Raw genomic sequence first — 22,251 nt, forward strand, 5'->3', positions numbered from 1 at the left:
GGTGCGGCGGTGGGCCAGGAGCCCGGGGCGGCAGGAGCGGGCTGGGCCTCCGCGGGCGGGGCGGGAGCAGGGTCGGGGCTCGGCGCGGGGGCCTGGGCTGCGGGTGCCGGGGCCTGCGCAGCCACCGGGGCCGGGGGAGCCGCGGGAGCCTGCGGAGCCGGAGCCGCACCGGGAGCGGCTCCCGGGCCGCCCCCTCGCACCGCGGCCCGGGCCGCCGCGGGTCCGCCGCCCGGCTCGACGGGCGGCATGGGCGGCGCGGGGGCCTGCGCGGGGGCAGCGGCATGGGCATCGGGCCCGGGAACGTACGCCATGGAAGGCGCGGGGCCCTGCCCGCCCGGTGTGAAGACTCCTCCGCGCTCGATGCGGTCGAGGCGGGCCATGACCGAACGCTCGTCGTCGTACGCCGCGGGCAGCAGCACGCGCGCGCAGATCAGCTCGAGCTGGAGCCGCGGCGCGTTGGCACCGCGCAGCTCGGTCAGGCCCGCGTTGACGATATCGGCGGCGCGGCTGAGCTCGGCGGCGCCGAACGTGCTCGCCTGCGCCTGCATCCGCTCCACGACATCGGCCGGGGCGTCGATGAGCCCCTTCTCCGCGGCGTCCGGAACGGCGGCCAGGATCACGAGGTCCCGCAGCCGCTCGAGGAGGTCGGCCACGAAGCGCCGCGGGTCGTTGCCCCCCTCGATGACCCGGTCCACGACCTCGAAGGCGGCGGCGCCGTCACCGGTGGCGAACGCCTCGACGACGGAGTCGAGCAGCGAGCCGTCGGTGTAGCCGAGGAGGCCGGTCGCCATGGCATACGTCACACCGTCGTCGCCCGCGCCTGCGAGCAGCTGGTCCATGACGGACATGGAGTCACGCACGGAGCCGGCGCCCGCCCGGACGACGAGCGGCAGCACGCCCTCCTCGACGGCCATGGCCTCCTTGCCGCACACCTCGCCCAGGTAGTCGCGCAGCGTCCCCGGCGGCACGAGCCGGAACGGGTAGTGGTGCGTACGCGACCGGATCGTCCCGATGACCTTCTCGGGCTCGGTCGTCGCGAAGATGAACTTGAGGTGCTCCGGCGGCTCCTCGACGACCTTCAGCAGCGCGTTGAAACCCGCCGACGTGACCATGTGGGCCTCGTCGATGATGTAGATCTTGTAGCGGCTGCTCGCCGGGCCGAAGAAGGCCTTCTCGCGCAGGTCACGGGCATCGTCCACGCCACCGTGCGAAGCGGCGTCGATCTCGATGACGTCGATCGATCCCGGGCCGTTGCGCGCCAGGTCCTGGCAGGACTGGCACTGGCCGCACGGATTCGGGGTGGGGCCCTGCTCACAGTTGAGACAGCGGGCCAGGATGCGCGCGCTGGTCGTCTTGCCGCAGCCGCGCGGGCCCGAGAACAGGTACGCGTGATTGACCCGGTTGTTCCGCAGCGCCTGCTGCAGCGGGTCGGTTACATGTTCCTGCCCGATGACCTCGGCGAACGACTCCGGGCGGTAACGGCGGTAGAGCGCGAGAGACGACACGCATACGAGGTTATAGGCGCGCACTGACAACCGGACCCGCCCACGGGTATCGCCGGCCACCCCGGAAACGTAAACGCCCCCCACGCACCCGCCAGAGCCGACTTACCCTTGCTGCCTTCCGGCCCTGGGGGAGTTCAGTCAGATAGCGCCACGTGAGGGGCTGACGCCAACAGTACCCGATCCCCACCCGTGGAAAGAACCCGGAGGTCCACCCTCTGACCGGTCGACGGATCCGTCGACCGATCCGTCACCGACCTTGATCATCAACGTGGTCGCGAGCACCCTTCAGCGTCTTGTATTGTTTGCGGCGGAGGATTCGCCTAGTGGCCTAGGGCGCACGCTTGGAAAGCGTGTTGGGGGCAACCCCTCACGAGTTCGAATCTCGTATCCTCCGCACCCGCCCGTCAGGGCAGACGAAGGGCCCCACCGTTTCGGCGGTGGGGCCCTTCGTCGTTCCGCGGCGGCCCTGAGCCCGGGAGCTGGGGATAACCCCACCCCCAAGACACCCCGCAGCCCCATGTCCCCGGGGCCGTCGAATCGCGACGCTTGTGGCATGACCTCGACCACGCTGTCCTACGCGAGCACCACCCCGACCGCGCCGCGGGACCCGGCCCGACCGGGGTTCTGGCGCGCTCCGTTCTCCGGTGTCACCCATCGCGAGATCGGGCACACGATCACGTCGCTGCCCGTCGCGATCGCCGGGTTCGTCTTCGCCGTGACGATGTTCGCCCTGGGCGTGGGCACGCTCGTCGTGTGGATCGGCCTTCCGGTCCTCGCGGCGGCGCTGGGAGGCGCGCGCGGGCTCGGCGCGGCCGAGCGGGGCCGGGCGCGGGCCCTGCTCGGACTGGACGTGGCGGCGCCCGCGGCCCCGGCCCCCGGCCTGCGCGGCCGGCTCGCCGACGCCGCCGGGTGGAAGGCGCTGCTCTTCCACACGGTGATGTTCCCGTGGCGCGTGCTGTCCTTCGTCCTGTCCGTGACCTTCCTGGTCACCGGCTGGGTGGTCGCGCTCTTCCCGACCTACTCCTGGGTCTTCCACCGCTACCTGGACTGGCCCGGCTACCGGATCTACGACTTCACGACCGACGCGGGCGTGCACCACGCGTACTACGTGGAGTCGCCCGCCCAGATCGCCGCGGTCTCGGCCATCGGGTTCGTGCTCGTCTTCCTGACGCCGCAGCTGGTGCGCGTGCTGACAAACCTCGACCGGGTCGCGATCCGCTCACTGCTCGGCGCGCGCCGCTGACCCCCGCGTGAGGACCGGGCGCAGCGCGTCCAGGACCGCCGCGTCGTCCACCGTCGACGGCACTGGTTCGTCCAGGCCGTCGGCGATGCCGCGCATCGTGCGGCGCAGGATCTTCCCGGAGCGGGTCTTGGGCAGGGCCGCCACCACGGCGACCTCCTTCAGGGACGCGACGGCGCCGATCCGGTCCCGTACGAGCTGGACGAGTTCCGCCTCGACCACCGCGGGGTCCGACGAGACGCCCGACTTCAGGACCACGAAGCCGCGCGGCACCTGGCCCTTGAGGGAGTCCGCGACGCCGATGACCGCGCACTCCGCCACATCGGGGTGCGCGGCGAGGACCTCTTCCATGCCGCCGGTCGACAGGCGGTGGCCCGCGACGTTGATGACGTCGTCGGTGCGGCCCATCACGAACACGTAGCCGTCCTCGTCGACGTGCCCGCCGTCGCCGGTCAGGTAGTAGCCGTCGAACGCCGAGAGGTACGAGGAGACGAAGCGCTCGTCGTCGTTCCAGAGGGTGGGGAGCGAGCCGGGCGGCATAGGGAGGCGGACCACGATCGCGCCGTCCTCGCCGGGCGGCACCGGCTTGCCGTCGCCATTTACGACGCGCACGTCCCATCCCGGCAGCGGGAACGTCGGGGAGCCCGCCTTCACCGGCGCGGCCTCGATGCCCACCGGGTTCGCCACGATCGGCCAGCCCGTCTCGGTCTGCCACCAGTGGTCGATCACCGGGATGCCGAGCAGCTCGCCCGCCCAGTGGTACGTCTCCGGGTCGAGCCGCTCCCCCGCGAGGAACAGGTACTTCAGCGCGGTGAGGTCGTACGCGCGCGTGCACTCGCCCTCCGGGTCGACCTTCTTGATCGCCCGGAACGCCGTCGGCGCCGTGAACAGCGTCTTCACGCCGTACTCCGCCGCCACCCGCCAGAACTGGCCCGCGTCCGGGGTGCCGACCGGCTTCCCCTCGTAGAGGACGGTCGTGGCGCCGGCGAGGAGCGGGGCGTACACGATGTACGAGTGGCCGACGACCCAGCCGACATCGGAGGCGGTGAACATGGTCTCGCCGGGGCCCACGTCGTACACGGCCTCCATGGACCAGCGCAGCGCCACCGCGTAGCCGCCGCAGTCGCGGACGACTCCCTTGGGCTTTCCGGTCGTGCCGGACGTGTAGAGGATGTACAGCGGGTCCGTGGCCGCCATCGGGACGCAGGGGGCGGGGGTCGCCCCGCGCATCGCCTCCTCCCAGTCGACGTCCCGCCCTGCCGTCAACTCGGCAGGGCCCTGCGGGCGTTGCAGGATCACGCAGGCGTTCGGCTTGTGCTCCGACAGGTCGACCGCCTGGTCGAGGAGCGGCTTGTACGGGATCACCCGCGCGCCCTCGATGCCGCAGGACGCCGACACGACGACCTTTGGTGCCGCGTCGTCGATCCGCACGGCCAGCTCGTTCGCCGCGAAGCCGCCGAAGACGACCGAGTGCACGGCCCCGATCCGCGCGCAGGCGAGCATCGCGACGACGGCCTCCGGGACCATCGGCATATAGAGGACGACCCGGTCGCCGCGGGTCACGCCGAGGCCGCTCAGCACACCGGCGAAGCGGGCGACCTGGTCGGTCAGCTCCGCGTAGGTGTACGTGCGCTTGGTGCCGGTCACCGGTGAGTCGTACACGAGTGCGGGCTGGGCTCCGCGACCCGCGGCGACGTGGCGGTCGAGCGCGTTGTGGCAGACGTTCAGCCCGCCGTCGGGGAACCAGCGGTGGAAGGGGGCCCGCGAGGAGTCCAGGGCCCTGGTCGGGGGCGTGTCCCAGTCGATCGCCGCGGCCGCCGTGAGCCAGAAGCCCTCGGGGTCCTCGGTGCTCGCTCGGAAGACTTCCTCGTACGACGGCATACCCGCACTCCTTAGCGCAGTTCCCGCGGAAGCGACGGGAACACGATCAGGTCAGGCGGTGACCGCCGTCAACAGCACGGCGGCGTCCGTGAGCGCGACGAGGCCGTGCTTCTCCTGGGGGATGGCGTGCAGCTGGCCCTGCGCGAGCGTGACGTCGCCGGAGACCGCGGTGAGGCGGACGCGGCCGCGCAGCACCTGGAGGGAGGCGGCGGGCGGGGCGTTGTGCTCCTCCAGGTTGCTGCCCTCGGTCAGGGCGATCACGCTCTGCCGCAGCAGCGGGTCCTCCTTGATCAGGAGTTCCGCGCTGCGGCCGTGCTCGGCCTTGCGGGCCGCGGTCAGATGGTCGTCGGCGAGGGCCGCGAGATCGTACGGGGCGGGCGTCGTGGAAGTCATGACGTCAGAGTTACCTCGGACGGCGCCCCTATGCGACGCGATGGCGCCCGATCGTGGCGGCGCGGCGCGGGGGACCCCGGCGTGGCGACCGGGACGGCACGGCGCGATCATCGACGTATGAGCCGTATGGACGTGACCCTCCACCTCGCCCAGGAGCCCGCCGCCGACGAACTCCTCGGCCGCAGCCCGCTCGCCGCGCTCGTCGGGATGCTGCTCGACCAGCAGGTGCCCATGGAGTGGGCGTTCGCGGGCCCGCGCACCATCGCCACGCGCCTGAACGTCGACGACCTCGACGCGTACGAGATCGCCGCCCAGGACCCCGAGGCCTTCGCCGCGCTGCTCTCCGAGAAGCCGGCCGTGCACCGCTACCCCGGCTCCATGGCCAAGCGGGTGCAGCAGCTGTGCCAGTACCTCGTCGACCACTACGACGGGGACGCGGCCGCCGTGTGGGAGGGCGTCGACACCGGCAAGGAGGTGCTGAAGCGCCTGAACGACCTGCCCGGCTTCGGCAAGCAGAAGGCGCAGATCTTCCTGGCCCTGCTCGGCAAGCAGCTCGGCGTGCGGCCGACGGGCTGGCGCGAGGCGGCGGGCGCGTACGGCGAGCCGAAGGCGTTCCGCTCGGTGGCCGACATCACGGGGCCCGAGTCCCTCACGAAGGTGCGTGCGCACAAGCAGGAGATGAAGGCCGCGGCGAAGGCCGCGAAGTAGCGGGGCCGGGTGGGCGGCTTCTGCGGGGCCGTGGTGGGCGTCTCGGGGCTCCGCCCCGGGCCCCGCGCCTCAATCGCCGGCGGGGCTTGATTACCGGCGGCGCTGGATTGCCGTCAGCCGGATGCGAGTCCCCGTAGCCCATGAGGGCGGATCTCGGGCTTCGGCGATCACGTCGTGGCCGGTGGTGGGCAGATGACCGGGCATGAGCGCCGCCGTGTCCGCCACCGCCCCGGGCCACCGTGTCCCGGGCCTGGTGCGCGCGCTCGTGGTGCTGCTCGCCCTGCTGTGCGCGCCGCTCGCCGCCGCCCCCGCCGGGGCCTCGGCGCCGCCGCCCGCCGTCGCCTCCTCCTGCGAGCCGGGCGAGGGGACCAGGGACGCCTCCGAAGAGGCCCTCCGGCTGCCGACGGGCCATCCCGTCCGGATCCTCACCACACCGCCCCCGTGCGTCCCGCCGCGCCCGCTCCCGTGCGCGCGCCCCGACACCACGGCGCACCCGGCGCCGCCGTCCCACCGCGCCCTGCGCACCGTCGTCCTGCGCTGCTGACAGGTCCGCCCCACCCCGGACCCGTTCGTACACACGCACGACCTCACAAGGACGGCAGCACACACATGCCCAAGGACCCCTACGCGCTTCTGCGCGCCCTGATGCGCGCGGAGGCCGCACGCGGCGAACGCGCGACCACGGAGAAGACGCCCCCGCCCACCGCGCGGGACCGGCGGACGCCGGGCGGGAAGAACCGCCGCTGAGGCCCGTTCCCCGCGCCCCGCACGGGACGCGGGGAACCGCCCGTCAACGGAGCGCGCGCGACTACCCCGGAAGAGCCACGGGCACGCCTGCTTTCCGTCAACTCACCCACGGCGCCACTCATTTCAGGCCCCCCTCGGTGACGCGACTGGACCCGGTTGGAACCGGTTCCGCACGGTATTTCCTGGCTGTGTACCGAGTCCCCATGGCTGCGCCCGGAGAGCCTTGCCCGGTAGGCTTTCCGTGTGATCTTCAAGCGCATCGGAAACGGCCGGCCGTACCCCGACCACGGCCGGGAAAGCACCCGGCAGTGGGCGGACGTCGCGCCGCGCCCGGTCCGCCTCGATCAGTTGGTGACGACCAAGGGCCAGCTCGATCTGGAGACCCTGCTCGCCGAGGACTCGACGTTCTACGGCGACCTCTTCGCGCACGTCGTGAAGTGGCAGGGCGATCTCTACCTGGAGGACGGGCTGCACCGCGCCGTGCGCGCCGCGCTCCAGCAGCGCCAGGTGCTGCACGCGCGCGTGCTCGAGCTCGGCTGACCGCGCCCCCCACGACTGACGTCGGCTCAGGACCGTATTGGCCCTTTTGGGTTGGACTGAGCGACTGACCGTGATCATTTAATAGGCATCGTCGCCGCACAGGATTACGCTGCGCTCATGAGCATGCTCACTCCACCCGGCATGGGCGGCAAGTACCGCATCACAGGGGACAAGTACCCCCGGATGCGGCGCGGGCGCCCGCGCAACAGGATCGTGCTCGCGGTCGTCGCGTCCGTCGCCGCGATCGGGCTGATCGGCTGGGGCTCGTTCCAGCTGGTCGACGTCTTCACGGGGGGTGACAAGGCCAGCGCCGCGGGGGCGAAGTCCGGCGCGTGCGAGAAGAAGCCGAGCGCGTCGCCCTCGCCCGGCAAGGCGGCCCAGAAGCTGCCGAAGCCCTCCCAGATCACCGTGAACGTGCTGAACGCCACGGCCCGCGGCGGCCTGGCCAAGAAGACCGCGGACGAGCTGAAGAAGCGCGGCTTCAAGATCGGCGAGGTGGGCAACGCCACGAAGGCGTACGACAAGAAGGTCAAGGGCTCCGGCCTGCTGCTCGGCGCCTCCGCGGCCACCGAGGCCGCGCTGCCCGTCCTCGGCACGCAGCTGACCGGCGCCGAGCTGAAGGCGGACAAGCGGACGAAGCCCGCCGAGGTCGACCTGATCATCGGCTCCGGCTTCAAGAAGCTCACGAAGAAGCCGGCCGCGGACAAGGCGCTGTCTGCGCTGAACCAGCCGAAGCCGAAGCCGTCCGCCTCCGGCGCGGGCTGCTGACCGGGCCTGCTGACCGGGGCCCGGTGACCGGGGCCCGGTGACCGGGGCCTGCTGACCGGGCCCCGTAAGACGAAAAGCCGCGGACGACATGTCCGCGGCTCTTTTCGTTCGGGAGTCGGTTACTCGGCCACTCCGTACATCCGGTCCCCGGCGTCGCCGAGGCCCGGGACGATGTACCCGTTCTCGTTGAGCCGCTCGTCGACCGAGGCCGTCACGACGGTCACCGGCGTGCCCGCCAGCTCGCGCTCCATGATCTCGACGCCCTCGGGGGCGGCGAGCAGCACGACGGCCGTGACGTCGTCGGCGCCGCGCTTGATCAGCTCCTGGATCGCCGCGACGAGCGTGCCGCCCGTGGCCAGCATCGGGTCCAGGACGTACACCTGGCGCCCGGAGAGGTCGTCCGGCATCCGTGTCGCGTACGTCGCGGGCTGCAGCGTCTCCTCGTTGCGCACCATCCCGAGGAAGCCCACCTCGGCGGTCGGCAGGAGGCGCACCATGCCGTCGAGCATGCCGAGGCCCGCGCGCAGGATCGGCACCACCAGCGGGCGCGGGTGCGACAGCTTGACGCCGGTCGTCCGCGAGACGGGGGTGTCGATGTCGACCTGCTCGGTGCGCACGTCCCGGGTCGCCTCGTAGGCGAGCAGGGTGACCAGCTCGTCGGCCAGGCGCCGGAAGGTCGGGGAGTCGGTGCGCTGGTCGCGCAGCGTGGTGAGCTTGTGCGCCACCAAAGGGTGGTCGACGACGTGGATCCGCATGTCCTCAACAGTAACCGGGCCACGAGGCCACGGCTCCCCCGCGCGGTGGCATCAATGGCAGGTGCGGAGGGAAGGTGGAGAGGACTCGCCGACTGGCGCCGACTGGGCGGACTGGGGTGGTGTGGCGATGGCGGACGAGAAGCGCCGGGAGCGGCCCGAGCGGGAGCCGGAGGCTGCCGGGGCCGGGACCGACGAGGAGAGCGACGCCGAGCGCAGGCGCAGGCGGGCCCTGTTCCTGCGGGAGCTGACGGAGGCGCGGGAGCTGCGCGCCAGGGTCCAGCCGCGCCGCGCCCGGGCCGCGCGGATGCGACAGCAGATGCGGATGCGCACGTTTCGCTGGTGACGGAGCCCGCGGATCCGCCCCGGATCGTCCTCCTGCGGGGCCCTGCGGAAGACGCGCCGCGAACACAGCGCGCGGAAGACCTCTCCTGGAGCCGGACTTTCTGCCACGATTCCGAGTGGGCGGGGCTTGAACTGCACTCCCCGCCTCCAAGAACCCCGCCGGGGGGATTCCCGACCGGCACCCTTAAGACCAGTGGGAGAGTCACGGTGTACTTCGCCGCACTGCTCGCGCGCACCGAAGACGGGTGGGAAGCGAGCGACACAGAGCTCGACGACGTGGAGACCCTGTCGGACCTGTCCGACCTGGCCCGCGAGGCGGCGGCCGAGGCCGGCGCCGAGGACGACACGATCCTCGTCTTCATCGAACAAGAGGACGCCTGGTTCGGCGTCGTCCGTATCGACGGCGAGGAGGACCCTCGCATCTACGTCTCCGACGCGGCCGCTGCCGCCCGCAGCAGCTACGGCGAGATCCTGCTCACCGACGAACTGCTCGGCAAGGCTCCGGACGGTTCGGACGCCGTCGACGACCTGGACGCGCTGGACCTGGACGGGACGGAGGACGGCGAACCGGACGGCGAGGAGGCGTCCGACGACGAGGAGGCCGGAGCCGAGGTGGTGCCGCCCGGGCCGCTCGGCGACAGCGCGGTCCTGGCCGACCTGGGCGTCGGCGAGAAGGATCTGCTCACCCTCGACGGGGCGGACGCGCTGAGCGAGATCGCCGACGCGCTGGGCGCATCGGAGGTCCTCGAGACGGTGCGCTGACCGCCGCGGGGATAGATTCCTCGCCGTGACACCCTCCGACTCCGCTCCCGTCCCCGATCCCGTCCCCGATCCCGTCCCCGATCCCGTACGAGACCCCTGGAAGCCGCCGATGCGGCAGGCCCTGGCCGAGGCCGGGCTCGCCGCGGCGGGCGGTGACGTGCCCGTCGGCGCCGTCGTACTGGCGCCGGACGGGACCACGGTGCTCGCGCGGGCGCACAACGAGCGGGAGCTGACGGGGGATCCGACGGCGCACGCCGAGGTCCTGGCGCTGCGGCGGGCCGCGGAGGCGGTGGGCGAGTGGCGGCTGACCGGCTGCACGCTCGTCGTCACCCTGGAGCCGTGCACCATGTGCGCGGGCGCGCTCGTGCAGTCCCGCGTCGACCGGGTCGTGTACGGGGCCCGCGACGAAAAGGCCGGGGCGGCCGGTTCGCTGTGGGACGTGATCCGCGACCGGCGGCTCAACCACAGGCCCGAAGTGATCTCCGGAGTGCTCGCCGAGGAGTGTGCGACACAGCTCACCCGTTTCTTCAGAGATACGGATTTCGGACCACGGCCCACCATGGGCTAGAGTTCCTCTCGGTAGCGTGTCCGAGCGGCCGAAGGAGCTCGCCTCGAAAGCGAGTGAGGGGAAACTCTCCGAGGGTTCAAATCCCTCCGCTACCGCCGTCCGAAGGGGCGGATCCGCCAAGGATCCGCCCCTTCGTTTGTGTCCGGCTCGCCCGCCCGGCGGTGCTCAGCCGGCCTGCGACGGCCGACCGTCCGCGAACCGGACCTCGGACAGGGCCTTCTTCGAGGGGATCTTCGCGAAGTAGGCGGCTCCGAACGAGATGCACCCGAGGATGTACCAGAAGCTCTCCGCACCCGTGGTGACTCCCCTTCCGAGGGCCTGCGTCTGGTTGGCCATGGGGATGTACCTCCCTGCACTCGTCGTGTGGGCGACCCCATGGTCCTCCCCGGCACGGCGAGTGAAGGGACGGACACGGAAAAGCCCCGACACCTGTCGATCGGTGCCGGGGCCTTCACGTCGCGCTCGGGTCGGGGGGAGTGGCATCGGGGGGACAAACCACTCCCCCCGATGAGGACGGACTCCCGTAGTCCGCGCCGCTTCTGGGGGGGAAGCTGCGGCGTGGACCCCGCAGTCGGGGACCGTCCCTGCCCTTCGGATTCCTGCCAGACCCTCCGGGCTCATCACCAATACTGCCGCTTTGCGGGGGTGCGTGACGTCGGCAAAGGGCCCATAACCGCAGGCCGTTGGTCCTTAAAGGTCGCGTCGGTGATCGTCCGCGTTAGACTCGCCGCCGGCCGACAGGGGTCGGGCGGGATCGGACACGGGTACGGGGAGGCAACGTGGTGCAGTCGAAGAAGGTCGCGCTCTTCGTCGGGGTGGTCTTCGTGCTCTACGTGATCATCACCGATCCCTCCAAGGCCGCCGACTACGTCCAGATAGGGTTCGAGGGCGTATCGTCCGCCGCCCAGTCCATAGGCGACTTCATGACCTGGGTCGTCAACGGCGGGAAGTAGCCGCAAGCCACCCGTCAGCACCCCAGGGAGCACCCGTGATCCGCCATCTGGTCCTCTTCAAGCTCAACGACGGCGTGAGCCGTGACGAACCGCGCGTCACCGAGGGCGTCGCCGCCTTCCGCGCGCTGGGCGAGAAGATCCCCGAGCTGACGTTCTGGGAGTGCGACTGGAACATCACCGACCGGCCGATCGCCTACGACTTCGCGATCAACTCGGCCGTCGAGGACACCGACGCGCTGAAGCGGTACATCGAGCACCCCGCGCACCAGGAGGGCGTCGCACTGTGGCGCGAGTTCGCCACGTGGGTGATCGCGGACTACGAGTTCTGAGCCCGCACTCCGGACCGTCACACGTTCGAGGGGCCCCTCACCGTTCCGGTGAGGGGCCCCTCGGCGTCCTGGACCCCCTTCCGTGCCCCCAACTGGGCCTCCAACACGGAGTTATGCGGTGCTTGCACACAGTGCACATGTCTTGTGATGCTATGACCGCTTTTGACCGATGAGTTGACGGAAACAGAGGTGGAGTTGACCGTGCCGGCCAGTACTGCGCCTCAAGAAGCACCGCCCGCGCCCGAGGCACCGCCCGCGCCCGCGAAGAGCCGCGGCGCCGACGCCCGCGCGCTGACCCAGGTCCTCTTCGCCCAGATCAAGGACCTCCCGCCGGGCAGCCCCGAGCACTCCCGGGTGCGCGGCGCCCTGATCGAGGCCAACCTGCCGCTGGTGCGGTACGCGGCGGCCCGCTTCCGCAGCCGCAACGAGCCGATGGAGGACGTGGTCCAGGTCGGCACGATCGGGCTGATCAACGCGATCGACCGGTTCGACCCGGACCGCGGCGTCCAGTTCCCGACCTTCGCGATGCCGACCGTCGTCGGCGAGATCAAGCGCTACTTCCGGGACAACGTCCGCACCGTCCACGTACCGCGCCGGCTCCACGAGCTGTGGGTGCAGGTCAACAGCGCCACCGAGGACCTCACGACCGCCTTCGGGCGCTCCCCCACGACCGCCGAGATCGCCGAGCGGCTGCGGATCGGCGAGGACGAGGTGCTCGCCTGCATCGAGGCGGGCCGCTCGTACCACGCGACGTCCCTGGAGGCGGCGCAGGAGGGCGACGGGATGCCGGGCCTGCTCGACCGGCTCGGCTACGAGGACCCGGAGCTGGACGGCGTCGAGCACCGCGACCTCGTGCGGCACCTCCTCGTACAGCTGCCCGAGCGGGAGCAGCGGATCCTGCTGCTTCGTTACTACAGCAATCTGACGCAGTCCCAGATCAGCGCGGAGCTCGGTGTCTCGCAGATGCACGTGTCAAGGCTCCTCGCCCGAAGCTTCGCTCGACTTCGGTCCGCAAACAGGATCGATGCCTAGCTCGAACGGGTAGACAAGGCTCGCGGGGCTTTTCCCGCGAGAATCCGCACCACCTCGCGCCACACCCCCTGCTTCCTGCACCGATCCATCCCTTACATGTCGACATGTCACTACAGCGTGTTGCCGACATGTGACATTCTGCTGGAACGGCGTTTGGCGCAGCCCCGCGTCCGGTATTCAGGTGGAGGCTGCGCTCTTACCTGACGGGAGCGTCCGCCGCGACCGTCCGCGACCTCAAGGGGGTGGCATGTCCGCAGACCAGGGCAGCTCGAAGGTGCTCACGCTCACGCCCGGCGCGCCCGCCGCGACCGATGACCTGAGCGAGCAGACGCCTGCCGCGCTGATCGACGCTCCTGTTCCCGTTTCGGTGCCGACCCAGGCCGCCGAGAGCCCCGAGGTGCCCGTGGCGCCCCGGGCGAGCGGGGCCATCGACACCCGCACCCTGTCCCGCTCCCTGTTCCTGCGTCTTGCCACGCTCGACGAGCACAGCCCCGAGCGGGCGTACGTCCGCGACACCCTGATCGAGCTGAACCTGCCGCTGGTGCGGTACGCGGCGGCCCGCTTCCGCAGTCGCAACGAGCCGATGGAGGACATCGTCCAGGTCGGCACGATCGGTCTGATCAAGGCGATCGACCGTTTCGACTGCGAACGGGGCGTGGAGTTCCCGACGTTCGCGATGCCCACGGTCGTCGGCGAGATCAAGCGGTTCTTCCGCGACACCTCGTGGTCGGTGCGGGTGCCGCGCCGCCTCCAGGAGCTGCGGCTCGCCCTGACCAAGGCCAGCGACGAGCTCGCGCAGAAGCTGGACCGATCGCCGACCGTCCCGGAGCTCGCCGCCGTGCTCGGCGTCTCCGAGGAGGACGTGGTCGACGGCCTCGCGGTGGGCAACGCGTACACCGCGTCCTCCCTGGACTCGCCCGCACCCGAGGACGACGGCGGCGAGGGCTCCCTCGCGGACCGCCTCGGCTACGAGGACACGGCCCTGGAGGGCGTCGAGTACCGCGAGTCGCTCAAGCCGCTGCTCGCCAAGCTGCCGCCGCGCGAGCGCCAGATCATCATGCTCCGGTTCTTCGCGAACATGACGCAGTCGCAGATCGGCGAGGAGGTCGGGATCTCGCAGATGCACGTGTCCCGGCTGCTCACGCGGACGCTGTCGCAGCTGCGCGAGGGCCTGATCGCGGACTGAGGACATCGGCTGATCCTTTCAACCGGGTCCGCAGGGTTCCGATTTGACGGAGCGTCAGACACACTGGCGCGATGCTGCGGACTTGGTTGCTCGGTCACAGGAAGGCCGCCGTCGGCGTCGCCTCGGTCGCCGTGGTGTGCGCGAGCACGGGCGTCGTCGTCGCCCTCGACGGCGGCGAGGGCCCCGATGGCTACGTGGCCGTGGGCGCGGCCGGAGCGGCGCCCACGGAGCCGGGCGACCGGGTCGCCCCCACCGGCAAGGTGCGGCTCGTCCCCCTCGACCCACCGGAGGCGGACGGACCCGGTGGGTCTTCCGCTGCCGGGTCCGATCCGGCGGGCAAGGGTGCCGGGAAGGCCGGCGGCGCGGGCGGGCTCGGCGACGTGCCCCCGGCCGCGCAGACCCCCGGCGAGAGCGGCGCACCGCCTGCCGCCGCGAAACCCCCGAAGAGCGCCGCCCCCGGCAAGGACGGGGCCGGGGACGAGGCCGAGGCCGAGGCCCCTTCGACGTCCCCCTCGGCGGGCTCGGGCGGATCGGGTGGCTCGGGCGGCTCGACCCCCGCGGGACCCGCCGCGCTCAAGGTCGGCGAGCCCGTGCTCAAGAAGGCCGACAAGCGCTGGTGCCAGAAGGTGACGCTGCCGCTGGCCAACTCCGGTGGCAGCGCCGTGCGTTCGGGCACCGCGACCTTCGAGACGCACGTCATCGGCGCGCTGGGGATCGACTGGGCGACCGTCGAGGTCACCAAGAAGCTCCCCGTGCCCATCGGGGCCGGGGAGCGGGTGCAAAAGACGTGGACCGTGTGCGTCGACTCCTGGCGCGTCCCGCTCGGGATGCGCCTGGAGACGAAGGACGTCGACGTCGACTGGAAGTGAACCGGCTCCGGGTACGGACTACTTGAGCGCGAGCCAGGCCACGCCCGCCACCACGACGACCGCGAGCACGATGCCGATGATCAGGCCGACACTGGGTCCTGACTTCGCGGCCGCCTGCTGACGCGCGGGCTGCTGCTCGTCGACGAAGGCGCGGAACATCTGGGTGTTGCCCGCGGGGTCGTTACTGCCCTGGGGGCCGGGGCCTTGGGGGTTGTTAGCCATGGGGCAGGACCCTAGCGAATTGCCGTGAACGGCGCCACAGTCCGCGCGCATACCGCCTGAGCTGCGGCTTTACTGATTTGCACTCGATCTTTGCCGCGATTTTATCCGCGATGACCCTCTTTCGTTTGCCTGTGGCAACCAACTGCTTCTATGGTTGCCCTAAGCAACAAATAAAGATCTTTTGGTCAGGAGGTGCCGTGGCCGCACAACGTCACTACGACGAGCTGGCGCGACAGATGAGTGCCTTCGGAGCCGTCAAGAGGGACATGGCGCGGATCCTTCCGCACGACTGCCCGACCGGTTCGGCCGCGGTTCTCACGCTGCTCAAGCGCTACGGCGACATGCGGATGAGCCGCATGGCCGAGCTGCTCGCCGTGGATGTGTCCGTGGCCAGCCGGCACGTGGCACACGTCGCGGACCGCGGTTGGATCGAGCGCCATCCCGACCCCGCTGACAAGCGGTCGCGCATCCTCAGCCTCACCGACAAGGGCTCGAAGCAGATGGAGGTGCTCAACGAACGGAGCACCCAGCTGCTCGCCGACCGGCTGAGCGACTGGTCCGACGACGAGGTCGATCAGTTGATCGCCCTGATGACGCGACTGCGCGACAGCTTCGGCGACTGCCGCACCACGGGGTCCCGAGCGACGGTTCCGCAGGCCGCCACCGAGCCGACCACCGAGTCGGCCGCTCAGCCCACCACCCGTACACCCGCGTAATACGTAAGAAAAGGAATCCCATGGCAACAACCACACCGTCCGGTGTGCGGGGCAGCCATCCCAAGCATTCAGGGGCCGCCCCCGAAGCGGGTGCCCCCATGTCGCACCGGCAGGTCATGGAGGCACTGTCCGGGCTGCTGCTCGGCATGTTCGCCGCCATCGTCTCGTCGACGATCGTCACCAACGCCCTGCCGAAGATCATCGGCGATCTGGGCGGTGGCCAGTCCGCGTACACCTGGGTCGTCACGGCCTCGCTGCTCGCCATGACCGCCACCACGCCCCTGTGGGGCAAGATGGCGGACCTGTTCAGCAAGAAGGCCCTGGTCCAGATAGCCCTGGTCGTCTACGTGGTGGGCTCGGTCGTCGCCGGCTTCGCGCAGAACCCGGGCATGCTGATCACCGCCCGTGCGATCCAGGGGATCGGCGCCGGTGGTCTGTCCGCCCTGGCGCAGATCATCATGGCCGCCATGATCTCCCCGCGTGAGCGCGGGCGTTACTCCGGTTACCTCGGCGCCACGTTCGCGGTCGCGACCGTCGGCGGCCCGCTGCTCGGCGGCGTCATCACCGACACCGACTGGCTCGGCTGGCGCTACTGCCTCTTCGTCGGTGTGCCCTTCGCGCTGATCGCCCTGATCGTGCTGCAGAAGACGCTGAAGCTGCCGGTGCTGAAGCGGAAGGTGAAGGTCGACTGGGCCGGCGCCTTCTTCATCACCGCCGCGGTCTGCCTGCTCCTCATCTGGGTCACCTTCGCCGACGACAAGTACGACTGGCTGTCGTGGCAGACCTACACGATGGTCGGCGGTGCGATCGTGCTCGCCCTGATCTTCGTGCTCGTCGAGTCCAAGGCCAGCGAGCCGATCATCCCGCTGCGCCTCTTCAAGAACCGCACCATCACGCTGGCCTCGGTCGCCTCGCTGTTCGTCGGTGTCGCGATGTTCGCGGGCACCGTGTACTTCTCGCAGTACTTCCAGCTGGCGCGCGGCAAGACGCCCACGATGTCGGGCGTCATGACGATCCCGATGATCGGTGGCCTGTTCATCTCCTCCACCGTCTCCGGCCTGATCATCACCAGGACCGGCAAGTGGAAGGCCTGGCTCGTCGCCGGCGGCCTGTTCCTGACCGCGGGTCTGGGCCTGCTCGGCACCATCGAGTACGACACCCCGTACTGGCGCGTCGCCATCTGGATGGCGCTGCTGGGTCTCGGCGTCGGCATGATGATGCAGAACCTCGTGCTGAGCACGCAGAACCAGGTCGCCCCCCAGGACCTCGGTTCCGCCTCCTCCGTGGTGACCTTCTTCCGGTCCCTCGGCGGCACGATCGGCGTCTCGGCGCTCGGCTCCGTGATGACCACGCGCATCAGCCACCACGCCACCGACACCATCGGCCAGCTCAGCCCGCAGGACCAGCAGGCGGCCGGCAAGGCGATGGCCGGCGGTTCGCTGCCGGACATGTCCGTGCTGCCCGGCCCGATCCGCAACTGGCTGGAGGCCGCGTACGGGGCCGGCATCGCCGACATCTTCCTGTACGCCGCGCCGATCGCGTTCCTGGCGTTCATCTTCACGATCTTCATCAAGGAGGTTCCCCTGCGTACCACCGGAGCCCTCGAACAGGCCGCACAGGGCGACTCGACGCCCGCCGCGGCCCCGGCCCAGGCCGCTGCCCCCGCGCCCGCGCCGGAGCCGGTGCCGAGCCTCGTCGGTGCGGGTCAGCCCGTGGCCGACACCCAGACCCAGCGGCTGGCCACCGTCGCCTCCGCCGGTGGCGACGCGCCCGTCGGCGGCGGCACCCCGGTCCGCGGCTTCGTCCGCGGCGCCGAGTCCGCCCCGGTGCCCCGCGCCGCGGTCACGCTGATCTCCCTCGGCGGCCGTCAGCTGGGCCGCTCCGTGGCCCAGGGCGACGGCTCGTACAGCGTCGACGCCCCCGGCGCCGGCTCCTACGTCCTGATCGCCTCCGCCGACGGCTACCAGCCGCAGGCCTCCACCGTCCTGGTGGGCGAGGAGTCGGTCACGTACGACATCCTGCTCAGCGGGACGAGCGGCCTCACCGGTGTGGTGCGGGCCAGCGAGACCAAGGAGCCGGTCGCCGGAGCCATGGTCATCGTCACCGACGTCCGCGGCGATGTCCTCGCCACGGGCCAGTCCGGGCAGGGCGGCGAGTTCACCTTCGCCGAGCTGATCCCGGGCCCGGTCACCATCGCCGTGAACGCGCCGGGGCACCGCCCCACCGCGCTGCCCGTCGAGGTCACCGGCTCCGGTGTCACCCGCGTCGAGATCGACCTGCACTCCGGCTCCCAGGTCCAGGGCACCGTCCGGGCCGCGGGCCGCGCGCTGAACGACGCGCGGGTCACGCTGGTGGACGCCGCGGGCAACGTGGTCGCCACCGCCACCACTGGTGAGGACGGCGCGTACGCCTTCACCGACCTGGACGGCGGCGAGTACACCGTGATCGCGACCGGCTACCCGCCGGTGGCCACGGGCCTCAGCGTCAACGGCAGCGGCGTCGACGGCCACGACATCGAACTCGCCCACCCCGGCGAGTAGGGCTTCTCTGACGGGTCGGGCTGGATGCGGGAGGCCGGCATGGCCGGTTCCGGCGAGTGGGTGCTGGTGCGTGCAGCTGCAAGGCGGAGGAGGGCGTCAACGCGGAGCGTTGGCAACCGACGACAACGCAGCAGATGTGCGTGCCAGGGCCCACGACTCCAGCAAGACCCGTCAGAGGAGGCCTCATTGAGCCCCGGGCCACCTGAAGGTGTGGTTCGCGCTTTGAGCGGACGCGGACCACACCGGCCCGGTTGTGAGAATGGGCCCCGGACCCGGCGGCGTCGCCGAACGGCAGGGGACGGCCGTGACGCAGGCCGGCCGGGGCCCGTCCACGTAGGGGGAGCGATGACCAGCCCCCTTACGTACGTATGAACTTGAGCTAGGAGAGCAAAAGCATGGGACTGAGCGCGCGGATCCGCACGCGGGACGGGTGGGCCCTGCCGCACGCCGTCGTCACGGTGACCGACATGACCGGTTCGCAGGTGCTGCGGGCCGAGGCCGATGACGAGGGCGCCGTGCACGACCCGGCCACCCTTGCGCCCGGTCCCTACACGGTGATCGTGACCGCCGTCGGCTACGCCCCCGCCGCCTCCACCGCGATGGTGACGGCGAGCGGCCGGGCCGACGTGGGCAGCATCGTGCTGCACCGGCAGGGCGGGGCCGAGCTGCCGCCGCCCGGGCCCTGGATGGTCGACCCGATGCACTCGACGATCGCGGCGACGGCGCAGCACCTGGGGATCACCTCGGTGCACGGCCGGTTCACCGACTTCTCCGCGCGCATCGACATAGCGCAGGACGTCGAGAAGTCGCGGGTCGAGGCCGTCATCAACGCGGCGTCCATCGACACCGGCAACGGCATGCGCGACGGTCACCTGAAGTCCCCGGACTTCCTGGACGTCGAGACGTACCCGGAGATCACCTACCGGTCGACCTCCATCGACCCCGCGGGCACCGACCGCTGGACCGTCCACGGCGAGCTGAGCCTGCACGGCGTGGCGCGCCAGGTCGACCTGGACCTCAGCTACCTGGGCACCGGCGCCGACCCGTGGGGCGGCACCCGCGCTGCGTTCAAGGCGACGGCCGAGCTGAAGCGCGAGGACTTCGCGATGAACTACAACCAGGTCGTGCAGGCCGGCATCGCGGCGATCGGCGCGACGCTGAAGGTCGAGCTCGACATCCAGGCCGTACAGGGCGACGCGCTGCCGCAGATGTGACACCGGCGGGTGTCGGTGGCCGGGGTTAGGCTGCGAAGCATGGCTCCGAACATCGCGACCAACACCCGTGTCTCACTGGACGAGTTGCTCGATTTCGTGCGACCCCGGCACCGCGCCCTCCTCATCACCGCCCGCGCCGACGGGTCCCCGCAGGCCTCACCTCTGACCTGCGGGGTCGACGGCGACGGGCGGATCGTTGTTTCCACGTACCCGGAGCGGGCGAAGACGCGGAACGCGAAGCGGGATCCGCGGGTCAGCCTCGTCGTGCTCAGTGATGAGTGGAACGGGCCGTGGGTGCAGGTCGACGGGTCGGCGGAGGTCATCGACTCGCCGGACTCCGTCGAGGCGCTCGTCGAGTACTTCCGGTGCATTTCGGGGGAGCACCCGGACTGGGACGAGTACCGCGAGGCGATGGTCAAGCAGGGGAAGTCGATTATTCGTGTGACGCCGGAGAAGTGGGGGCCGGTGGCCACGGGCGGGTTCCCGGCGAGGTTGGCTTAGCGAAATCAAGCCCGGCGGGCGACCAGCGCTTCGATGCCGGCCACCTGGAGGTCCAGGGCGACCTGGAAGTCCATGTCGCGCATCGCGTCCACGTCGCCGCCCTCCTCCACCGCCTCCATCATCCGTTCGGCGTGCTGGAAGTCGTCCGCCATGTCCTCCGGGACGGAGAACGCGGCCATCGCCTTGTGGAAGTACTCGTCCTGCGTGAGGCCGACCTCGGCGCAGCGCTGCCGGAAGTGGCCCTCGATGGTGCCGTAGCCGTACACGAACTGGAAGACCGAGGAGACCGCGCCGCGCTGCTGGGCCAGCGAGAGGCCGGTGCGGGCGATCACCCGCTGCACCGCGCGCGAGAACAGCAGCGACTTCGGGCCGACGTTGAGGAAGTTGCCGACGAGCGGCGAGATCCACGGATGGCGGACCAGCAACGCGCGGTACGTGGCGGCCAGTTCGCGCAGCTGCGTCTGCCAGTCCGGCAGGTCGTCCGCGTCCGTGTCCGGGATCTCCAGCTCGCCGAAGGCCTGGTCGAGGGCGAGTTCGAGGAGGTCGTCCTTGTTGTCGACGTACCAGTAGACGGACATCGCGGTGACGCCCAGCTCGCCCGCCAGGCGCCGCATCGAGAACTTGGCGAGCCCCTCCCCGTCCAGCAGCCTCACCGTCGCCTCGGTGATCCGCTCCCGGTCGAGTCCGCTGGGCTGCTCGGCCCGCCGGCCGCGCGACGCTCTGGGCCTGGACTCCGCGGCGCCATCGGTGTCCTCGAGCCAGACGCTCATCCGCGCTGCCTTCGCCATGGCGTTCCTTCCCAGGGGTTCCTCGTACGCGCGCGGGGCGGGCCTGCGCACAGGACCGCTCCCCGCCCGCACCGATGCTAAGCGGAAGTCACCGCTGCTGATTCTGCCCGTTCCGCCCTGCGCAGCAACGCCGCCGCGAGCAGGCCGCCCGCGAGGACGGCGGCCGCGCCGACCAGCTGGCTGGTCTCCAGGCCGGAGGCGAAGGCGTCGCTGATCCGGGCCCGTTCGCCCGCCGAGTCCGCCGCCGCGATCGCCGCGGGGAAGGAGGCCGCGGACACCGCGACGAGCGCGCCGAACCGGGCGTTGAGGACCGCGCCGAGGACCGCGACGCCGAGCCCGTTGCCGAACTCCGCGAGCGTGCCGTTGACCCCGGCGCCCACGCCCGCCTTCTCCGGCGGGATCGCGCTCATGATGGCGTTGGCCATGGCCGGCATGGCGAACGCGATGCCCGCGCCCATCACCACCAGGCCGAGCAGCATGCCGCCGTAGTCGTCCCCGCCGAGCAGGGCGATCGCCGCGAGACCCGCCGCCATGCACGTCATGCCCGTCGCGATGACGAGCGGCGTGCCCATCTTCGGCAGGAGCCGCGCGCCGACGCCGGTGAGGTTGAGCGCGACGACGGTCAGTGCGAGCGGCGCGGTGTGCAGCCCCGCCTCCAACGGCCCGTATCCGAGCACGAACTGGAGGTGCTGGGTGAGCAGGAACAGCGAGCCGCCCATGCCGAACGCGACGAGGATCGCGCCGGTCACCGCGCCCGTGAACTTCTGGTTGCGGAAGAAGTGCATGTCGAGCATCGGATACGGGATCCGCAGCTCCCACGTCACGAACGCGGCCATGAAGACGATGCCGATCGCCGCCGAGGTCAGCGTGGTCGTGGACGTCCAGCCGTCGTCGGGGCCCGAGATGATCGCGTAGACGACGCCGGTCATGCCGATCGTCGAGAGCAGCGCGCCGAGCAGGTCGGGGCGGTCGCCCTGCGGGTTCTTCGACTCGGGGACCAGGGCGACGACGGCGATCAGGCCGATGACCGCGACCGGGATGTTGATGAGGAAGATCGAGCCCCACCAGAAGTGGTCGAGCATCACGCCGCCGACCAGGGGGCCGACGGCGAAGCCCAGCGAGTTGACGGTGGCCCACAGGCCGATCGCCTTCACGCGCTCGGCGTCGTCGAAGATCTGCACGACGACGGCGAGCGTCGAGGTCATGAGCAGCGCGCCGCCGATGCCCATGCCGGCCCGCGCGGCGATCAACTGGCCGGTGGACCCGGCGAGTCCGGCGACGAGCGAGCCCACGCCGAAGATCGCGAGTCCGGCCGCGAGCATCTTCTTGCGGCCGTAGCGGTCGGAGCTGCTGCCCGCGGTGAGCAGCAGGCCCGACTGCACGAGCGAGTAGGCGCTGATCACCCACTGGATGTCGGACGTCGAGGCGCCCAGCTCCCGGGTGAGGGAGGGGATCGCGACGTTCAGCACGGTGTTGTCGAGCAGCACGGTCAGCTGGGCGAGGCAGATGACACCAAGGATGATCCAGCGCTGGGGGTGGCCGCCGGACGCGGACTGCGGTGCCTCGATGGCCGGGTCGGCCGTGGGCGCCATGGGCACTCCTTTACGGTGTACGGGACTGGTGCGTCCCGTACACCGTAAAGGGTTCGCTGTACGCCGTACAACCGCGTTTTTCAGTCGGCCTTCGAGGCGG

The 22,251-nt window shown here is 71.0% G+C and carries 26 protein-coding genes, 2 tRNA genes and 1 other RNA gene; 20 read left to right on the forward strand and 9 right to left on the reverse strand.

The window, feature by feature from the left end:
• Nucleotides 1-1,505, reverse strand: a 1,505-nt coding sequence (locus ACFV9W_RS12395; RefSeq protein WP_385758712.1) for a DNA polymerase III subunit gamma and tau, incomplete at its 3' end; no start/stop codon positions are given.
• 66 nt (nucleotides 1,506-1,571) lie between these two features.
• Nucleotides 1,572-1,670: signal recognition particle sRNA small type (ffs, locus tag ACFV9W_RS12400), an RNA gene on the reverse strand.
• A gap of 144 nt (nucleotides 1,671-1,814) precedes the next feature.
• On the opposite strand from ffs, the gene ACFV9W_RS12405 reads away from it, so the two are divergent.
• Together ACFV9W_RS12405 and ACFV9W_RS12410 are read left to right on the forward strand one after the other, a co-directional pair.
• A tRNA-Ser gene (locus ACFV9W_RS12405) sits at nucleotides 1,815-1,899 on the forward strand.
• A 159-nt stretch (nucleotides 1,900-2,058) separates the two neighbouring features.
• Complete coding sequence (locus tag ACFV9W_RS12410) at nucleotides 2,059-2,748, forward strand: sensor domain-containing protein (RefSeq protein WP_385758715.1); 690 nt, start codon at nucleotides 2,059-2,061, stop codon at nucleotides 2,746-2,748.
• On the opposite strand, the gene ACFV9W_RS12415 is transcribed toward ACFV9W_RS12410, so the two are convergent.
• Nucleotides 2,725-4,626, reverse strand: coding sequence for a propionyl-CoA synthetase (locus ACFV9W_RS12415; protein WP_385758717.1), 1,902 nt, complete (start codon nucleotides 4,624-4,626; stop codon nucleotides 2,725-2,727). The two genes, ACFV9W_RS12410 and ACFV9W_RS12415, sit on opposite strands and share 24 nt — an antisense overlap.
• 51 nt (nucleotides 4,627-4,677) lie before the next feature.
• Entirely contained in the window at nucleotides 4,678-5,019 is a 342-nt protein-coding gene (locus tag ACFV9W_RS12420; RefSeq protein WP_385758720.1) for a cupin, read from the reverse strand.
• A gap of 126 nt (nucleotides 5,020-5,145) precedes the next feature.
• Between ACFV9W_RS12420 and ACFV9W_RS12425 the strand changes: the two genes are divergently transcribed.
• The 5 genes from ACFV9W_RS12425 (at nucleotide 5,146) to ACFV9W_RS12445 (ending at nucleotide 7,782) form a co-directional block, all read left to right on the forward strand.
• The gene (locus ACFV9W_RS12425) at nucleotides 5,146-5,727 is read left to right on the forward strand and encodes an HhH-GPD-type base excision DNA repair protein (protein WP_385759260.1); all 582 of its coding nucleotides are present in this window, start codon (nucleotides 5,146-5,148) and stop codon (nucleotides 5,725-5,727) included.
• A 202-nt stretch (nucleotides 5,728-5,929) separates the two neighbouring features.
• On the forward strand, nucleotides 5,930-6,271 hold the full coding sequence (locus ACFV9W_RS12430) for a hypothetical protein (RefSeq protein ID WP_385758723.1): 342 nt from the start codon (nucleotides 5,930-5,932) through the stop codon (nucleotides 6,269-6,271).
• A gap of 65 nt (nucleotides 6,272-6,336) precedes the next feature.
• Nucleotides 6,337-6,474 (forward strand): hypothetical protein, encoded by a 138-nt coding sequence (locus tag ACFV9W_RS12435; protein ID WP_385758726.1) that lies wholly within the window; start codon nucleotides 6,337-6,339, stop codon nucleotides 6,472-6,474.
• 243 nt (nucleotides 6,475-6,717) lie between these two features.
• Nucleotides 6,718-7,014: a type II toxin-antitoxin system VapB family antitoxin gene (locus tag ACFV9W_RS12440; protein WP_003955420.1), complete on the forward strand. Its 297-nt coding sequence runs from the start codon at nucleotides 6,718-6,720 to the stop codon at nucleotides 7,012-7,014.
• Nucleotides 7,015-7,131: 117 nt separating this feature from the next.
• The gene (locus ACFV9W_RS12445) at nucleotides 7,132-7,782 is read left to right on the forward strand and encodes a LytR C-terminal domain-containing protein (RefSeq protein ID WP_385758728.1); all 651 of its coding nucleotides are present in this window, start codon (nucleotides 7,132-7,134) and stop codon (nucleotides 7,780-7,782) included.
• 119 nt (nucleotides 7,783-7,901) lie between these two features.
• On the opposite strand, the gene upp is transcribed toward ACFV9W_RS12445, so the two are convergent.
• Complete coding sequence (gene upp / locus ACFV9W_RS12450) at nucleotides 7,902-8,537, reverse strand: uracil phosphoribosyltransferase (protein WP_385758731.1); 636 nt, start codon at nucleotides 8,535-8,537, stop codon at nucleotides 7,902-7,904.
• A 127-nt stretch (nucleotides 8,538-8,664) separates the two neighbouring features.
• Between upp and ACFV9W_RS12455 the strand changes: the two genes are divergently transcribed.
• From ACFV9W_RS12455 to ACFV9W_RS12470, 4 genes are all read left to right on the forward strand, one after another.
• Nucleotides 8,665-8,880, forward strand: coding sequence for a hypothetical protein (locus tag ACFV9W_RS12455; protein WP_385758733.1), 216 nt, complete (start codon nucleotides 8,665-8,667; stop codon nucleotides 8,878-8,880).
• A 206-nt stretch (nucleotides 8,881-9,086) separates the two neighbouring features.
• Complete coding sequence (locus tag ACFV9W_RS12460) at nucleotides 9,087-9,641, forward strand: hypothetical protein (RefSeq protein WP_385758736.1); 555 nt, start codon at nucleotides 9,087-9,089, stop codon at nucleotides 9,639-9,641.
• 109 nt (nucleotides 9,642-9,750) lie between these two features.
• Entirely contained in the window at nucleotides 9,751-10,209 is a 459-nt protein-coding gene (tadA, locus tag ACFV9W_RS12465) for a tRNA adenosine(34) deaminase TadA (protein ID WP_385759263.1), read from the forward strand.
• A 10-nt stretch (nucleotides 10,210-10,219) separates the two neighbouring features.
• A tRNA-Ser gene (locus ACFV9W_RS12470) sits at nucleotides 10,220-10,304 on the forward strand.
• A gap of 70 nt (nucleotides 10,305-10,374) precedes the next feature.
• On the opposite strand, the gene ACFV9W_RS12475 is transcribed toward ACFV9W_RS12470, so the two are convergent.
• Nucleotides 10,375-10,545: a hypothetical protein gene (locus ACFV9W_RS12475; RefSeq protein ID WP_385758739.1), complete on the reverse strand. Its 171-nt coding sequence runs from the start codon at nucleotides 10,543-10,545 to the stop codon at nucleotides 10,375-10,377.
• A gap of 443 nt (nucleotides 10,546-10,988) precedes the next feature.
• On the opposite strand from ACFV9W_RS12475, the gene ACFV9W_RS12480 reads away from it, so the two are divergent.
• The 5 genes from ACFV9W_RS12480 to ACFV9W_RS12500 all read left to right on the forward strand — a co-directional run bounded on the left by ACFV9W_RS12480 (nucleotide 10,989) and on the right by ACFV9W_RS12500 (nucleotide 14,578).
• Complete coding sequence (locus ACFV9W_RS12480; protein ID WP_385758742.1) at nucleotides 10,989-11,162, forward strand: hypothetical protein; 174 nt, start codon at nucleotides 10,989-10,991, stop codon at nucleotides 11,160-11,162.
• Between the two features lie 35 nt (nucleotides 11,163-11,197).
• On the forward strand, nucleotides 11,198-11,491 hold the full coding sequence (locus tag ACFV9W_RS12485) for a Dabb family protein (RefSeq protein WP_385758744.1): 294 nt from the start codon (nucleotides 11,198-11,200) through the stop codon (nucleotides 11,489-11,491).
• Nucleotides 11,492-11,653: 162 nt separating this feature from the next.
• Nucleotides 11,654-12,523 carry an RNA polymerase sigma factor SigF gene (locus ACFV9W_RS12490; protein ID WP_385758747.1) on the forward strand — a complete coding sequence of 290 codons (870 nt, stop codon included), beginning with the start codon at nucleotides 11,654-11,656 and terminating at the stop codon, nucleotides 12,521-12,523.
• 247 nt (nucleotides 12,524-12,770) lie between these two features.
• Nucleotides 12,771-13,709, forward strand: a complete 939-nt coding sequence (locus tag ACFV9W_RS12495) for an RNA polymerase sigma factor SigF (protein WP_385758749.1) — start codon at nucleotides 12,771-12,773, stop codon at nucleotides 13,707-13,709.
• Nucleotides 13,710-13,780: 71 nt separating this feature from the next.
• Complete coding sequence (locus ACFV9W_RS12500; RefSeq protein WP_385758751.1) at nucleotides 13,781-14,578, forward strand: hypothetical protein; 798 nt, start codon at nucleotides 13,781-13,783, stop codon at nucleotides 14,576-14,578.
• An 18-nt stretch (nucleotides 14,579-14,596) separates the two neighbouring features.
• On the opposite strand, the gene ACFV9W_RS12505 is transcribed toward ACFV9W_RS12500, so the two are convergent.
• Nucleotides 14,597-14,800, reverse strand: coding sequence for a hypothetical protein (locus ACFV9W_RS12505; RefSeq protein ID WP_385758754.1), 204 nt, complete (start codon nucleotides 14,798-14,800; stop codon nucleotides 14,597-14,599).
• Between the two features lie 197 nt (nucleotides 14,801-14,997).
• Here ACFV9W_RS12505 and ACFV9W_RS12510 point away from each other — a divergent pair, with 197 nt between their 5' ends.
• The 4 genes from ACFV9W_RS12510 (at nucleotide 14,998) to ACFV9W_RS12525 (ending at nucleotide 19,771) form a co-directional block, all read left to right on the forward strand.
• On the forward strand, nucleotides 14,998-15,516 hold the full coding sequence (locus tag ACFV9W_RS12510; RefSeq protein ID WP_385758757.1) for a MarR family winged helix-turn-helix transcriptional regulator: 519 nt from the start codon (nucleotides 14,998-15,000) through the stop codon (nucleotides 15,514-15,516).
• A 20-nt stretch (nucleotides 15,517-15,536) separates the two neighbouring features.
• Nucleotides 15,537-18,056, forward strand: a complete 2,520-nt coding sequence (locus ACFV9W_RS12515; protein WP_385758760.1) for an MFS transporter — start codon at nucleotides 15,537-15,539, stop codon at nucleotides 18,054-18,056.
• Between the two features lie 395 nt (nucleotides 18,057-18,451).
• Complete coding sequence (locus ACFV9W_RS12520; protein WP_385758763.1) at nucleotides 18,452-19,270, forward strand: YceI family protein; 819 nt, start codon at nucleotides 18,452-18,454, stop codon at nucleotides 19,268-19,270.
• Between the two features lie 39 nt (nucleotides 19,271-19,309).
• The gene (locus ACFV9W_RS12525) at nucleotides 19,310-19,771 is read left to right on the forward strand and encodes a PPOX class F420-dependent oxidoreductase (protein WP_385758766.1); all 462 of its coding nucleotides are present in this window, start codon (nucleotides 19,310-19,312) and stop codon (nucleotides 19,769-19,771) included.
• 5 nt (nucleotides 19,772-19,776) lie between these two features.
• Here the strand turns inward: ACFV9W_RS12525 and ACFV9W_RS12530 are convergent, their stop codons facing one another.
• Nucleotides 19,777-20,559 carry a TetR/AcrR family transcriptional regulator gene (locus ACFV9W_RS12530; protein ID WP_385758768.1) on the reverse strand — a complete coding sequence of 261 codons (783 nt, stop codon included), beginning with the start codon at nucleotides 20,557-20,559 and terminating at the stop codon, nucleotides 19,777-19,779.
• Nucleotides 20,560-20,636: 77 nt separating this feature from the next.
• Nucleotides 20,637-22,151 carry an MFS transporter gene (locus ACFV9W_RS12535; protein ID WP_385758771.1) on the reverse strand — a complete coding sequence of 505 codons (1,515 nt, stop codon included), beginning with the start codon at nucleotides 22,149-22,151 and terminating at the stop codon, nucleotides 20,637-20,639.
• Between the last annotated feature and the right edge of the window lie 100 nt (nucleotides 22,152-22,251).

The sequence above is a fragment of the Streptomyces sp. NPDC059897 genome (genome assembly GCF_042730865.1).
Classification (GTDB): Bacteria; Actinomycetota; Actinomycetes; order Streptomycetales; family Streptomycetaceae; genus Streptomyces.

Coding starts and splice junctions, on each gene's coding strand:
- ACFV9W_RS12410 (WP_385758715.1), top strand. CDS start 2,059: ATGACCTCGACCACGCTGTCCTACGCGAGCACCACCCCGACCGCGCCG.
- ACFV9W_RS12415 (WP_385758717.1), bottom strand. CDS start 4,626: ATGCCGTCGTACGAGGAAGTCTTCCGAGCGAGCACCGAGGACCCCGAG.
- ACFV9W_RS12420 (WP_385758720.1), bottom strand. CDS start 5,019: ATGACTTCCACGACGCCCGCCCCGTACGATCTCGCGGCCCTCGCCGAC.
- ACFV9W_RS12425 (WP_385759260.1), top strand. CDS start 5,146: ATGGACGTGACCCTCCACCTCGCCCAGGAGCCCGCCGCCGACGAACTC.
- ACFV9W_RS12430 (WP_385758723.1), top strand. CDS start 5,930: ATGAGCGCCGCCGTGTCCGCCACCGCCCCGGGCCACCGTGTCCCGGGC.
- ACFV9W_RS12435 (WP_385758726.1), top strand. CDS start 6,337: ATGCCCAAGGACCCCTACGCGCTTCTGCGCGCCCTGATGCGCGCGGAG.
- ACFV9W_RS12445 (WP_385758728.1), top strand. CDS start 7,132: ATGAGCATGCTCACTCCACCCGGCATGGGCGGCAAGTACCGCATCACA.
- upp (WP_385758731.1), bottom strand. CDS start 8,537: ATGCGGATCCACGTCGTCGACCACCCTTTGGTGGCGCACAAGCTCACC.
- ACFV9W_RS12455 (WP_385758733.1), top strand. CDS start 8,665: ATGGCGGACGAGAAGCGCCGGGAGCGGCCCGAGCGGGAGCCGGAGGCT.
- tadA (WP_385759263.1), top strand. CDS start 9,751: ATGCGGCAGGCCCTGGCCGAGGCCGGGCTCGCCGCGGCGGGCGGTGAC.
- ACFV9W_RS12475 (WP_385758739.1), bottom strand. CDS start 10,545: ATGGCCAACCAGACGCAGGCCCTCGGAAGGGGAGTCACCACGGGTGCG.
- ACFV9W_RS12495 (WP_385758749.1), top strand. CDS start 12,771: ATGTCCGCAGACCAGGGCAGCTCGAAGGTGCTCACGCTCACGCCCGGC.
- ACFV9W_RS12500 (WP_385758751.1), top strand. CDS start 13,781: ATGCTGCGGACTTGGTTGCTCGGTCACAGGAAGGCCGCCGTCGGCGTC.
- ACFV9W_RS12505 (WP_385758754.1), bottom strand. CDS start 14,800: ATGGCTAACAACCCCCAAGGCCCCGGCCCCCAGGGCAGTAACGACCCC.
- ACFV9W_RS12515 (WP_385758760.1), top strand. CDS start 15,537: ATGGCAACAACCACACCGTCCGGTGTGCGGGGCAGCCATCCCAAGCAT.
- ACFV9W_RS12520 (WP_385758763.1), top strand. CDS start 18,452: ATGGGACTGAGCGCGCGGATCCGCACGCGGGACGGGTGGGCCCTGCCG.
- ACFV9W_RS12525 (WP_385758766.1), top strand. CDS start 19,310: ATGGCTCCGAACATCGCGACCAACACCCGTGTCTCACTGGACGAGTTG.
- ACFV9W_RS12530 (WP_385758768.1), bottom strand. CDS start 20,559: ATGGCGAAGGCAGCGCGGATGAGCGTCTGGCTCGAGGACACCGATGGC.
- ACFV9W_RS12535 (WP_385758771.1), bottom strand. CDS start 22,151: ATGGCGCCCACGGCCGACCCGGCCATCGAGGCACCGCAGTCCGCGTCC.